Source organism: Bacillus sp. P14.5 (assembly GCF_003316765.1).
Taxonomy (GTDB): Bacteria; Bacillota; Bacilli; order Bacillales; family Bacillaceae_B; genus Rossellomorea.
This window is the reverse complement of sequence record NZ_NIJF01000009.1, coordinates 1-12,959: the sequence shown is the minus strand read 5'-3', so window position 1 is coordinate 12,959 and position 12,959 is coordinate 1. Positions and strand designations below refer to the sequence as shown.

The window sequence follows — 12,959 nt, the reverse complement described above, 5'->3', positions numbered from 1 at the left end:
GAATTTCATGAAGGAAGATGCTATCTTTCTTGATGAAGCTTCTGAAGCTTATAAAATTACAAAGAGAAGAAGGGGGAATTTAGGATGGCTGAAAATTCCTATCAGACAAAACATCGAAAAACAGCACTTGCCCTTTCCTTAATACCCGGGTTGGGCCAGTTTTACAACAAACAAAATTTAAAAGGCGGATTTTTCTTAATAATGGCTGCGGCCTTTATCTTCGTATTCCGTGATTTGATTGATTATGGACTGTGGGGGATCCTGACCCTTGGCGAAACGACTGCCGCGCCATATAGAGACCACTCCATTTTCTTGATGGTCTATGGGATTCTCGCAATCATCATAATATTATTCGGATTAGGCTTCTATGCCTTCAATCTCTATGATGCTTTTAAAAACGGAGAGAAAAGGGACCGCGGTGAGAAGCTCAGCACGATCAGGGAGCAGTACCGCAATCTTATAGATAATGGATTTCCATATCTTATCATGTCCCCTGGCTTCCTGCTGCTAGTATTTGTGGTCATATTCCCAATTATTTTCGTTGTGCTTCTTGCATTCACGAACTATGATCTTTATCACTCGCCTCCAGCGAAATTAGTGGACTGGATCGGCATCCAGAACTTTATTGATATCTTCCAAATCGATATATGGAGAAGCACATTCTTCTCAGTATTGGCATGGACGTTAGTTTGGACATTCGGGGCAACGACGACACAGGTTGCACTCGGAATCTTCCTGGCAATTCTGGTCAACCAGAAGGACTTAAAAGGAAAAGCCATCATCAGGACTGTTTTCATTCTTCCTTGGGCTATTCCAGCGTTCGTTTCGATTCTGATTTTTGCAGGGATGTTCAATGAATCCTTCGGGACGATTAATAACGATATTCTCGCGTTTCTCGGTATCGGTGAAATACCATGGATGACAGAAGCAATGTACACAAGAATCGCATTGATCTTCATCCAGACATGGCTCGGTTTTCCATTTATCTTTGCCATGACTACAGGTGTCCTTCAATCGATTCCCGATGAGCTTTATGAAGCTGCTACAGTGGACGGAGCTTCAAGCATACAGAAATTCAGAAATATCACTCTGCCGCTTGTTCTTTTTGCAACGGCGCCGATTTTGATTACTCAATATACATTCAACTTCAATAACTTTAATGTCATTTATCTGTTTAACGGCGGAGGCCCTGCTTTGACAGGCCAGAATGCAGGCGGAACGGATATCCTTATCTCATGGATTTACAGCTTGACCATGACATCTGCTCAGTACTCCAAAGCGGCTGCCATCACTTTGCTGCTTTCTATCATTGTAATTACTGTAGCGATCTGGCAGTTCAGAAGAACAAAATCATTCCAAGAAGAGGATATGATGTGATATGAATATAAAAAAACAGAAACTCATCAGATTGACACTGTCCTATATAGCCATTGCGATTATGTTTTCCATCATCTTGTATCCAGTTGCATGGATCATAGGGTCATCATTCAACCCGGGTCAAAGCTTATCTGGTTCTAGTATCATTCCAAAGAATGCAACATTAGCACATTACAAAGAACTATTTGATTTAGAACAAAGCAATTACCTTATCTGGTATTGGAATTCCTTGAAAGTCAGCTTATCCACAATGGCATTGACTGTGCTGATGGTCAGTTTGACAGCATATGCGTTCTCCCGCTATCGTTTTGTGGGCAGAAAAAATGGATTGATGACTTTCTTGATCCTGCAGATGATTCCAAACTTCGCAGCTTTGATTGCCATTTTCGTATTGGCTCTTGTAACAGATTTGCTTGACACACATCTTGGATTGATCCTTGTGTATGTCGGGGGGCAGATCCCGATGAACACTTGGTTGATGAAAGGGTATCTTGACACTATTCCCAAAGAACTCGATGAATCTGCGAAAATGGACGGAGCGGGGCATTTCCGGATTTTCTTCCAGATTGTCATGCCGCTTGCCAAGCCGATCATAGCTGTAGTCGCATTATTTTCTTTTATAGCACCGTTTGCAGATTTCATCATTGCAAGCATCCTGCTGAGATCAGAAGAGAAATATACCTTGCCGGTTGCATTATATGATATGGTCGCTAAACAGTTCGGGGCGGAATTCACTACGTTCGCTGCGGGATCAGTACTTATCGCCATTCCGATTGCCGTCCTGTTCCTGTACTTCCAGAAATACTTTGTTTCCGGATTGACGGCAGGGGGAACAAAAGGATAATCTTAAAGGCGTAACTAATTAAATTTAAGGAGGAGCGGAGATGAAAAGAAGAGTATTTTCTCTTATTCTTATTCCGTTTCTTCTTTTTTACGCCCTCCCTGCAGGAGCTGCTGAAAAAGAAGAACGTACATGGCAAGATGAATCAATTTATTTTTTGATGATTGACAGATTCAATAATGGTGATCAATCCAACGATCATGAAGTAGACAGAGACGATCCTAAAGCCTACCAAGGCGGGGACTTTCAAGGGGTCATCGATCAGCTTGATTATATAAAAGATATGGGGTTTACAAGCATCTGGCTGACTCCGGTATTCGATAACCAGGAAAAAGGTTATCACGGCTACTGGATCAAAGACTTCTATAATACGGATGAACATTTTGGTTCACTTGAGAAATTCAAGGAGCTTGTAGACGAGGCTCACAAACGTGATATGAAGGTTATTCTGGACTTCATTGTCAATCATGTCGGCCCTGACCATGAATGGCTGAATGATCCGGAAAAAGAAGATTGGTTCCATGAGAAACAGCCAATGAACATGAACGATGATGAAAGCCTTCAAAACGCCTGGCTGTATGACCTGCCTGATTTGAATACAGAAAACCCTGAAGTGAGAAAATATTTGTTGGATGCTGCGGCCTGGTGGATCGAAGAAACGGATATTGACGGCTATAGGCTGGATACCGTCAGGCATGTCCCTCAAGATTTTTGGGAAGAGTTTTCCGAAACGGTAAAAGCTGAAAAGGAAGATTTCTATTTATTAGGGGAAGTTTTCGATTATGACCCGCGCAATATTGCCAAATATGAGGGAGTCGGGATTGATGGATTTGCTGATTTCCCGCAAGCCCAGGAGATGCGGGATGTTTTCCAGAAACCCGATACAGATATGGACCGCCTCTTTAATTTCTGGCAGTATAATCAAACCTACTTTGAAAATCCATATTTAATGGGTACATTCATTGATAATCATGATATGGTGCGGTTCACCAATTTAATTACGCAATACAATCAGTTTCCGGGCACGCGGTGGAAGCTGCCCTTGGCCTATATGTTTACCGTGCCGGGACTGCCAATCCTGTACTACGGTTCAGAAATTGCGCTGAGCGGAGGGGAAGACCCTGATAACCGCAGGCTGATGGATTTCAGAACAGATGATGAACTTATCCAATATATCACCAAGCTTGGTGAATTGAGAAATACTCATACTGCTCTAACAAGGGGCAGTATGGAACTGTTGTATGAAGAAGATGGAATGGCCGTCTTTAAAAGGGAAGATGAGAACGAGACGCTAATCGTAGCAATTAATAACACTAGTAAATCTCAGAGTGTTAAGTTGAAATCACCGCAGCTGGCGGAAGGAATGGAACTGAGAGGTCTGATAGAAGGAGACCTTGTCCGGGCAGAAGGGGATAGTTATGATATCATTCTCGACCGTGAAAAGGCTGAAATATATACACTACAACAGAGAAGCGGCTTGAACTATGGATTTATCGGAGCCCTTTCCGCTGTATATATTATTTTCCTTATCTTTATTTATTACGTTTGGAAGAAAGGTAAAAGCAGACGGAAGACCGAAGAATAGTAAATTTCAAGTGTAGTTTCGAGTTATCGGGGAAGGGGAGAAAAATGTGGCTGTAACTATAAAAGATGTAGCAAAGCTGGCTAATGTTGCGCCATCTACGGTTTCAAGAGTGATAGCCAATAATTCCCGAATAAGTGACAGTACAAAACAAAAAGTGAGAGAAGCAATGAAGCAGCTGGGCTATCATCCAAACTTCATTGCCAGAAGTCTTGCGAATCAATCGACCCAGGTGCTGGGTCTTGTGCTGCCTGGGTCGGCTGATAAGTTTTTTCAAAATCCGTTTTTCCCGACAGTGCTCCGAGGTTTGAGTGAAGGCGCGCATGAGAAGCAGTATGCGTTGCAAATGACTACAGGACAAAGTGAGCAGGAAATTTATGATGGTATCGTTCAAATGGTTCAAGGAGGAAGAGTTGACGGAATCATCCTTCTTTATTCAAAAGTGGAAGATAAAGTCATGATGTACCTCAAAGACAGGGAGTTTCCTTTTGTAGTGATTGGCAAACCTTTCAAAAATGCCGATGAAATTACTCATGTCGACAACGACAATTTCCGGGCGACAAAAGAAGTGACAGACTACTTGTTAAAAGCCGGGCATAAATGCATCGCTTTTGTAGGCGGGGATTTGAACCTGGTGGTTACTGTTGAACGTCTGCTCGGCTACGAGAAGTCCCTAAGGAATGCAGGTATTCCACTTGAAGACAGATATATCATACATGAAGAATTTTTAAGAGAAGGCGGCCAGGAAGCCGTAAAGGAATTGATGAGGCTGGAGAAACCGCCGACTGCCATGGTGGTTGCGGATGATTTAATGTCCCTCGGCGTTTTGAATACTTTAAATGAGATGGGAATCTCGGTACCCGAAGATATTTCCATTATCAGTTTCAACAATGTTATGCTGGCAGAAATGTCGCGTCCGCCGCTGACTTCAGTAGATATCAATATTTTTGACCTGGGATATCAGGCAGCCCGGAATCTTATTCAAAAAATTGAAGATCCGCGAGAGCCTGTGAAACGAATCACGATTCCTCACCAAATCGTAGAACGTTCTTCATGCAGTATTATGAAAACGCTGAAAAAATCCTAAATCCTGATACTAAGCCGGCCTTTGATGGCTGGGTTTTTTGATGGATTTTGCCCTGCGATGCAATAAAAATGCCAGCCCGGGAATTCGAGCGCATTGAAAAACTGAGAATTTCTAGCATATATCTTTTATCTTGAATAGTTGCTCTTTAATACTGGAGTAATTTTAGAATCCTTTTAATGTTCACCATGGAATCTTGTATTTACATGTCAATTAGACCAGAGCCAGTTTGAATGGTTTTCAAAGACAAATCTTTGAATATGCGATTCATTATAATTCAATATTAAGACAATAATTATCTTTTACCACCTCGGAAATTAAGGAAAAGTCGATTAAATCATTTATTCTCCGTAACAAATTGGCTTGAGGAATGACGATATCATAAAGCCTCCATACTTACTGAACATTCTTGTTTGTTATTGTTGAATCACTGGAAACCGCCCACTTTTATAGATAGTTCTATAATAATGTTAGGCTTTATTAGCGGATAATGTTCTTTTCTCTAAACGTTGATTGGAGTGGAAGGTGCACGATCTCCTGCGGGACTAGCGGGACAGGTGAGACCCCCAATCCAGTTCCAGCGCCCAGCCCCTCGGGGTCAAATAACCTCAAGAGAATAAAAGGAAAGTGCCCCTTTTTTTCTCTTGAGAACATTTGCCTGTCGGGTCTGACCAGGGCGCTTCCACTTTTTATGCAGGCGAAGCCGAGGAGGCTCAACGCCCGCCCCGCGGAGTCGTGCACCTGGAACGGAAATCAACTCTTTTTCGTAAAACAATAAGTAAAAAAGGCAGAATTGCTCTTTGAAGTGAGCAATTCTGCCTTTTTACTTATTGTTGGAATTTTTTAGTGCCTCAGGAATCCAGGCTGTCATTTTCGTTATCCATTTACGATCTTTCCGCCGTTCACATGCATGACTTGGCCGGTAGTATATTGTGAATCATCACTTGCCAGATAGACATATGCCGGGGCGAGTTCGAATGGCTGTCCTGCTCTGCCAAGCGGCGTATCAGCCCCGAATTGCGCCACTTTATTTTCAGGGAAGGTAGAGGGGATCAATGGTGTCCAGATAGGACCAGGTGCCACTCCGTTTACCCGGATATTTTCAGAGGCCAGTGATTGGGATAGAGAGCGTGTGAAAGCAACAATGGCTCCTTTGGTTGAAGAATAATCGAGCAGCTGTTCATTGCCAGCGTAAGCAGTGACAGAAGTTGTATTTATAATAGAGCTTCCGCTTTTAAGATGCGGCAGTGCGGCCTTTGTCAAATAGAAGAAAGAAAATACGTTTGTTCTGAATGTCTTTTCCAGTTGTTCATCCGAAATGTCCAGCAGGCTCTTTTGCGGATGCTGTTCCGCTGCATTGTTGACAAGTATGTCTAGCTGCCCAAATTGATCAACTGTTTTTTGCACAACTTCCGCACTATAGGAAGAACTTCCAAGGTCACCAGAGAACAGTAAGCAGGTTCTGCCTTCTTTTTCAATAAGGTTCTTTGTGTCCTGGGCATCCTGATCTTCATCAAGGTATGCAATCGCAATATCTGCTCCTTCCTTAGCAAAATACAGCGCTACAGCTTTACCGATTCCGCTGTCTCCGCCAGTGATAAGGGCAACCTTGCCTTCCAGTTTGCCGCTTCCTTTATAATTATCGTCCATATATTTCGGTTGAGGGTGCATCTCCTTTTCTGTACCTGGCTGATGATCCTGGTGCTGAGGCGGAAAATTATTTTCTTGAGACATAGAAAACTTCACTCCTTCATTAATTTGGGATCTTGAATGTTTCAAGTAAAAAAAGTGATTATCGTGCTGACAATTTCAAGTTATCTTTACCCGGTAGACTGTAAATATAATCACGTCACTTATCTTTTATCATGCTTTCAGCTTTATACCCTATTATGTTGATAAGGTCTTTTGGCGATGAATAGGGAGGAGAGTAAGCTGTTTCAATTTCCTGCAACCGATCGGCCGTTACATTCCCATTGATGCAGGCTGCAATAATATCAATTCTCTTATCGACTCCTTCACCCCCTATGATCTGGGCTCCAAGTATCCTGCCCGAGTCCTCGCTGAAATGCATTTTAATATTGACTCTTTCTGCTCCCGGATAATAACCTGCGTGGGATTTTCCTGTGTGTGTAACTGTATGGAAGGGGAGGTTTTCTTCTAAAAGCTGTTTTTCGTTTAAGCCTGTAGAAGCTGCGGTCAGGCTGAAAACTTTTACCACTGATGTACCAAGAAGTCCTTTGAAACGAATGGGATCCCCTGATATATGCTTTGCGGCAATGTAGGATTGCCGGTGTGCCGGCCATGCCAGAGGTATTCTGATGGGTTTGCCAGTAATCGCGCTGGTGCTTTCAACAGCATCACCCACTGCATAGATGGAAGGGTCATCGGTCTGCATATACTCGTTCACTACGATACCCCCAGTCTGGCCAATCGGAAGACCGGCTTCTTCAGCCAGCTTTACCTGCGGTCTGACACCGGCAGCTGCAATAATAAAATCTGAATGTATCGCATTTCCTCTCTGAGTAAAGATAATTCCGTTTTCATCCACCTCCTGGACTCCATCGTTGAGGAGGACATTGATTCCATGTTCTCTCACTTCTTTTTCAATGATTTCACTCATGTCTTCATCCAAGACGCCCATCAGATGGGGCGATGCTTCTATCAGGTTGACATCAATCCCAAGACCCGAAAGGTTTTCCGCCATTTCTATCCCTATAAAACCGCCGCCAATTATTGAACAGGAGGAAGGCTGTCTTGCCTTAATGAATTCGTTGATTCTATCCATATCTTCAATATTCCGCAGTACAAAATGACGGCTCTCCTTCAGGCCTTTAATGGGCGGAAGGAATGGGGCAGCACCCGGTGCGAGAACAAGAAGATCATAGTTTTCCTCGTATTCCTCATTTGATTTCACATCTCTGACCTTAATACTCTTCCGGTTCCGATCAATTGATAAAACCTCATTGAAGATACGGACATCTATATTAAGTTTTTCTTTCATGGATTCGGGATCCGCCGCAAACAGATGATCTCTGTCTTTGATGATGTCACCTATAAAATAGGGCATGCCGCAGTTTCCGAACGAAATGTATTCATCCTTCTCAAACATGATGATTTCACAATCGTCATCCAATCTTCTGAGCTGTGATGCTGTAGTAGCTCCTCCTGCAACACCGCCAACGATCAATATACGTCTTTTCATTGATATTCCTCCTCAGTGCTTGGGTATTATGAAAATCTAGAAAATTATGAAAGGGAGCAGGATTTCGCCAAGCGAATATGTCCCGGCTTCTAATTTATTGCTGTTTAAAAGTGAATGGAAATGCAAGTGGACAGGTATCTGAAAAAAATCTGCGTAAAAACGACTCTCTGATTTCCCTGCAGATACCGATCAGAGCACTAAAAGACTAGGTATTAACGGTTTCGCGCTGCTGAATAGGAAATTGCAGATAACCTCTTATATCCTTCGATAGCAATCAGCCTCCTATTAAAAAGCAAATTTCTTTTCGTAAACTTAGTTGCTATTTTATATGATTTTCGGTGGATTACCCCATTATTCACAGGGGATATCCTGATAAGCAAGAGAAAAGAGCCGCTCCCTTAATAGAGAGAAAAATCTCATATCCTCAGGAATCCTGCTTTAGGGGTTTTCCCTTCATTCCCTTTAAATTGGAGGATTGGAGTGGAAATCCATTACTTCTCCGGAAGTGAAATAGAGCCATTAAAAAAGCCCGCTGGATATATTTTACCCAGCCGGCTCAATTAAAAACGAAGCGGTATCAGCGGAAGTTCACAAACTGCACATCTACAGACAAATCGGCTTCTCGAATGGCTGCCATGATTTGCTGCAGATCATCTCTGCTTTTTCCGGTGACGCGAATTTGATCATCTTGAATTTGACTCTTTACTTTCACACCTGAATTCTTGATGAGTGTATTTATTTTCTTTGCATCTACTTTTCCGATTCCCTGGATTAATTTGGCTCTTTGGCGGACAGTACCGCCTGAAGCGCCTTCCATTTTGCCATAGTCCAGGTTTTTGACAGGAACTCCCCGCTTGATGAGTTTGCTGATCAACACATCCTTTAGTTGATCCATCTTATAATCATCGTCAGAAACCAGCACGATTTCTTCTTTGTCCAAAGAGATATCACTTTTGCTTCCTTTAAAGTCATATCGTGTCTTGATTTCTTTTACTGCAGCACTGATCGCATTTGTCACCTCAGGAAAATCAACCTGAGAAACTACATCAAATGAATTTTCTTTTGCCATGAAAATGACCTCCTTATGTATTGCTTTAAGCCAAGCTTTCCTTATATTGACCTGTTAGTTATATTATAGACAACGAAATAATCCCATACAACTTTTAACAATGGCTCTGATCAGTTTCAGGATTCTAAGAAGAAAAAGAACCGGCTCTGGTCTAAGTCCAAAGCCGGCCCTCTTATTAAATTCCATATCACCCTAAAGGTGGTCTGTCTTCTTGGAGTATTGGCGTTTTCCCGCTTTGCGGTTCTTTTCTCTCATCATATTCTTCTCATGAAGAAGAGCGTTATTGTCTTTTGCTTTCTTATCATTGTCTGAAGTATGCGGCAAGATAGAATTCTCCCTTCTGAATCTAAAATCAGATTTAGTTTTTCCTGAAAGGGAAATCATTATTACTAGGAAGCAGGGGATTGATTGGAAAAGAATATGGCCAGTGTACCCGGTCCTGCATGCGAGCCTACTGCAGCTCCAATGATGTTGATATATATTTCTTTAGGCTGAAACCTTTCCTGTATCAAGGTCTTCATTTCAAAGGCAAGTTCCTCATCATCACCATGGCTGATGGCTACAACCTGCTGCCCCAGATTTTCACCCCGCTCTTCCATAAGGTCCAGAATCCGCTTCAGGACTTTTTTCCGGCCGCGGATTTTTTCGATTGGAACGAGTTTACCGTCTTCAACATGAAGAAGAGGTTTAACATTGAGAAGGCCTCCAAGGAATGCAGAAGCTTTTGACACCCTCCCGCCTTTAGCCAGATAATCAAGGTCTTCAACAGTAAAGAGATGTTCCATATGTTCGCATTTATTCCTTGCGGCAGCGACTATTTCATCAGCGGAAGCTCCACTTTTCAATAACTCAGCCGTTTCCCTGACTGCAAGGCCATAACCGAGGGAAGCACACTTACTGTCGATGATCGTTAAGTCCAGTGCAGGGTATTCATCTTTAATTTGATCTCTGATCATGACGGCCGTCTGATAGGTTCCTGATAATTCGGATGAGAAAGTGACATAAATGCCTTTATCCCCGGTTTTGGCAAGCTCTGTAAAAACGTCTTGGAAAAACGAAGGGGAAGCTTGGGAAGTCTTAGGCATTTTTCCTTCCCTGATTTTTTGAAATACTTCTTCCGGCTGGATAGTGACCATATCCTCAAATTCATTCTCATCAATAAGAACGCGAAGAGGAATCAACGTTACATCGTAATCAGTATAGAAAGCTTTTGGAAGATCAGATGCACTATCAGCAAACAAACGGATACTCATTGGACTATTCACCCTTTAATATGTTTTTATAAAACTGTACAGGCCGATTGATGACGAAATAATGAATGTATGTATATGGAAGCATCAGGTTGCGCCATACAGCCCTTGATTCTTTTTTCGGTTGGTTTCGTAAATATTGCACTCTTCATATCCAGAAATATTTACGAAACCAACATTTAGTTTCAAAAAAGTTATGCTATATATACTAAGTCTAGCTATTTATAGAAAAAATGACAATCATTTGTTGTTTTTTTCATTTTTGGGATAAATAAAGGAAAGAGATATATTTAAAAGGAGGGAATGCAATGTCTCGAGACTTTGTAGTATTAGAAACGAAAAAGCTGGTCATCGTGTTATTTGGTGCCCTTTTGAACGCGCTTGCCCTGAATCTGTTCTTAATCCCCGCCAATGTTTATGCCAGCGGATTCACCGGGATCGCGCAGCTTCTTTCAAGCGTTTTATCAGATTACACACCTTTTGCAGTATCTACAGGTATTCTGCTTCTGCTGCTCAATATTCCTGTTACAATCCTTGGGTGGTTGAAGGTCGGGAAGTCTTTCACCTTTTACAGTTTTGTCTCAGTCCTTTCGACCACCGTATTTCTGGGCTTCATCCCTGTGATACATCTGTCTCCTGATATCCTGCTGAATGCCGTATTTGGCGGTGTCATTGCGGCTGTCGGGGTAGGTATGACATTAAAGTGGGGGGCATCCACTGGGGGAATGGATATTATCGCCATGATTCTATCCCGATTGAAAGATAAGCCTGTCGGTACATATTTCTTCCTGATGAATTCAGTCATCATTATTACTGCCGGCCAGCTTTATGGATGGGAAAAAGCATTGTATACTCTTGTCACACTTTATGTCTCCACCCGGGTGATTGATGCCATCCATACCAGACATGAAAAACTGACGGCTATGATCATCACAAAGAATTCAACTGAACTGAAAGAAGCGATCCACTCTAAATTGGTCAGAGGAATCACCACCCTTCCTGCAAGGGGCGGTTTTACCAACGAGGACAAAGAAATGCTGTTTATCGTCATTACCCGCTACGAGTTGTATGATCTCGAACACATCATCAAGGAAGTCGACCCTACTGCCTTCACAAACATAGTAGAGACAGCGGGCATCTTTGGCTTCTTTCGAAGGGATTAATAAAGGATTAGTTGAGGATAATAAAGGGTGCATCCTTAAAGAAAGGGGTACATCTCTTTGAAAAAAGCACTCGTGATTCTATTTTCCCTCTTCTCAATATCATGTTTTCAGGCAGTAACCATCCAGGCTGGAAATCAACTCCCGGAATGGAAAGTTAAAGTCATGGAAGGGGAGGACAATGCGGAAATAACATTAACTGTATCCAATAATACTTTACACAAAATGTTCTTGGAATTCTCTACGAGCCAATACTACGACTATATAGTAGCTGACCAATCCGGAAAGGAAATATACCGTTATAGAGACAATAAAGCTTTCCTGCAGGCAATCCAGCGAATCACTTTAAACAGCGGCGGGAAAAAGGTTTGGCAGGATAAATGGAACTATACAACTTCCGACGGAAAAAAGTCCCCCCCTGGAGAATATACGGTCAGGGCTCTTCTCCAGGCTGAACAGATTAATGGAAAGCCAGCACAAGAGCCAATTGACGACTCAGTGAAGCTGACGATTGAAGAAGAAAATCCTTCTTTTAGAAAAGTTGAGATGTCTTCTTCCAAAGAGATTTATTGTGTTATGGGGCAGGCGAAAGTTTCGGCCGGCAATTTTTATTACACAGTGGAGGATGGCCATAACATCCTGAAAGAAGAAACAATTGTGAAAGTGAACAAGGAATCTCCAAACTGGAGCAACTTTGAATTTAGCTTTGAGCTTGAAGTGGATGAAATCAATAAAAACCGGCCTGTGCTTATAAATTTATATGAAAGAGACCTTGAAGAAGGAACGATTTATAATAGTTATACCATCAGAATTAATTGAAGATAGCGGCGTTTGCTTTTTTAAATAAGGTGTTAAAGGGAGCTTCTGGAGGCCAGTGGTTACTGGGTTTGCTGAGGAAGGTGCCTTAAGGGAGCTGCTGGAGACCAAAAATCATTATAATATAGCCGTTTGAAAAGGAACTGTACAAATTGTGCAGTTCCTTTTATTTTGTGGGGAGTGATGATTCTTGATGGAGGTAAAATGGTTTTAATGGCGAGATAGGTACATGAGTTATGACTTGTTGAACAGAGATATGTATTCACGTGGGTCGTGCGGGTACATGAGATAAGCTTTTATGGTGGAGATATGTATCCAAGTCGCTGGGGTGGATACACGAGAGGAGCATATTAAGTGGAGATATGTATCCAAGTCGGCCGTGCGGGTACATGAGGTAAGCTTTTATGGCGGAGATATGTATCCAAGTCGGCCGTGTGGGTACATGAGATAAGCTTTTATGGCGGAGATATGTATCCAAGTCGCTGGGGTGGATACACGAGAGGAGCATATTGAGTGGAGATGTGTATCCAAGTCGGCCGTGTGGGTACATGAGGTAAGCTTTTATGGCGGAGATATGT

General features: G+C 42.3%; 11 protein-coding genes. 6 read left to right on the top strand and 5 right to left on the bottom strand.

Going from position 1 to position 12,959, the window contains the following annotated elements; translation table 11 throughout:
- Positions 1-84 precede the first annotated feature (84 nt).
- Genes B9Z54_RS00500 through B9Z54_RS00485 form a run of 4 tightly spaced genes read left to right on the top strand, consistent with a single transcriptional unit; the run spans position 85 to position 4,887 of the window.
- Positions 85-1,377 carry a carbohydrate ABC transporter permease gene (locus B9Z54_RS00500; RefSeq protein WP_113926588.1) on the top strand — a complete coding sequence of 431 codons (1,293 nt, stop codon included), beginning with the start codon at positions 85-87 and terminating at the stop codon, positions 1,375-1,377.
- Between the two features lies 1 nt (position 1,378).
- Positions 1,379-2,221: a sugar ABC transporter permease gene (locus tag B9Z54_RS00495; protein WP_113926587.1), complete on the top strand. Its 843-nt coding sequence runs from the start codon at positions 1,379-1,381 to the stop codon at positions 2,219-2,221.
- A 40-nt stretch (positions 2,222-2,261) separates the two neighbouring features.
- Positions 2,262-3,803, top strand: a complete 1,542-nt coding sequence (locus B9Z54_RS00490) for an alpha-amylase family glycosyl hydrolase (RefSeq protein WP_113926586.1) — start codon at positions 2,262-2,264, stop codon at positions 3,801-3,803.
- A 46-nt stretch (positions 3,804-3,849) separates the two neighbouring features.
- Positions 3,850-4,887, top strand: a complete 1,038-nt coding sequence (locus B9Z54_RS00485; protein WP_113926585.1) for a LacI family DNA-binding transcriptional regulator — start codon at positions 3,850-3,852, stop codon at positions 4,885-4,887.
- Between the two features lie 873 nt (positions 4,888-5,760).
- On the opposite strand, the gene B9Z54_RS00475 is transcribed toward B9Z54_RS00485, so the two are convergent.
- The 5 genes from B9Z54_RS00475 to B9Z54_RS00455 all read right to left on the bottom strand — a co-directional run bounded on the left by B9Z54_RS00475 (position 5,761) and on the right by B9Z54_RS00455 (position 10,408).
- Positions 5,761-6,618 (bottom strand): SDR family oxidoreductase, encoded by an 858-nt coding sequence (locus B9Z54_RS00475; RefSeq protein WP_113926584.1) that lies wholly within the window; start codon positions 6,616-6,618, stop codon positions 5,761-5,763.
- Positions 6,619-6,733: 115 nt separating this feature from the next.
- On the bottom strand, positions 6,734-8,086 hold the full coding sequence (locus B9Z54_RS00470) for a CoA-disulfide reductase (protein ID WP_113926583.1): 1,353 nt from the start codon (positions 8,084-8,086) through the stop codon (positions 6,734-6,736).
- 577 nt (positions 8,087-8,663) lie between these two features.
- Positions 8,664-9,155, bottom strand: a complete 492-nt coding sequence (locus B9Z54_RS00465; RefSeq protein ID WP_113926582.1) for a YajQ family cyclic di-GMP-binding protein — start codon at positions 9,153-9,155, stop codon at positions 8,664-8,666.
- A 192-nt stretch (positions 9,156-9,347) separates the two neighbouring features.
- On the bottom strand, positions 9,348-9,479 hold the full coding sequence (locus B9Z54_RS00460) for a DUF3941 domain-containing protein (protein ID WP_113926581.1): 132 nt from the start codon (positions 9,477-9,479) through the stop codon (positions 9,348-9,350).
- A 65-nt stretch (positions 9,480-9,544) separates the two neighbouring features.
- A complete protein-coding gene (locus B9Z54_RS00455; RefSeq protein ID WP_113926580.1) occupies positions 9,545-10,408 on the bottom strand; it encodes a DegV family protein in 864 nt (287 codons plus the stop codon).
- Between the two features lie 305 nt (positions 10,409-10,713).
- Between B9Z54_RS00455 and B9Z54_RS00450 the strand changes: the two genes are divergently transcribed.
- A complete protein-coding gene (locus B9Z54_RS00450; protein WP_113926579.1) occupies positions 10,714-11,568 on the top strand; it encodes a YitT family protein in 855 nt (284 codons plus the stop codon).
- 57 nt (positions 11,569-11,625) lie between these two features.
- Positions 11,626-12,384, top strand: a complete 759-nt coding sequence (locus B9Z54_RS00445; protein WP_113926578.1) for a BsuPI-related putative proteinase inhibitor — start codon at positions 11,626-11,628, stop codon at positions 12,382-12,384.
- Positions 12,385-12,959 lie beyond the last annotated feature (575 nt).

Excerpts from the sequence above, each read along its gene's own strand:
- B9Z54_RS00465 (WP_113926582.1), bottom strand. The coding sequence starts at position 9,155 with ATGGCAAAAGAAAATTCATTTGATGTAGTTTCTCAGGTTGATTTTCCT.
- B9Z54_RS00500 (WP_113926588.1), top strand. The coding sequence starts at position 85 with ATGGCTGAAAATTCCTATCAGACAAAACATCGAAAAACAGCACTTGCC.
- B9Z54_RS00490 (WP_113926586.1), top strand. The coding sequence starts at position 2,262 with ATGAAAAGAAGAGTATTTTCTCTTATTCTTATTCCGTTTCTTCTTTTT.
- B9Z54_RS00495 (WP_113926587.1), top strand. The coding sequence starts at position 1,379 with ATGAATATAAAAAAACAGAAACTCATCAGATTGACACTGTCCTATATA.
- B9Z54_RS00470 (WP_113926583.1), bottom strand. The coding sequence starts at position 8,086 with ATGAAAAGACGTATATTGATCGTTGGCGGTGTTGCAGGAGGAGCTACT.
- B9Z54_RS00475 (WP_113926584.1), bottom strand. The coding sequence starts at position 6,618 with ATGTCTCAAGAAAATAATTTTCCGCCTCAGCACCAGGATCATCAGCCA.
- B9Z54_RS00450 (WP_113926579.1), top strand. The coding sequence starts at position 10,714 with ATGTCTCGAGACTTTGTAGTATTAGAAACGAAAAAGCTGGTCATCGTG.
- B9Z54_RS00455 (WP_113926580.1), bottom strand. The coding sequence starts at position 10,408 with ATGAGTATCCGTTTGTTTGCTGATAGTGCATCTGATCTTCCAAAAGCT.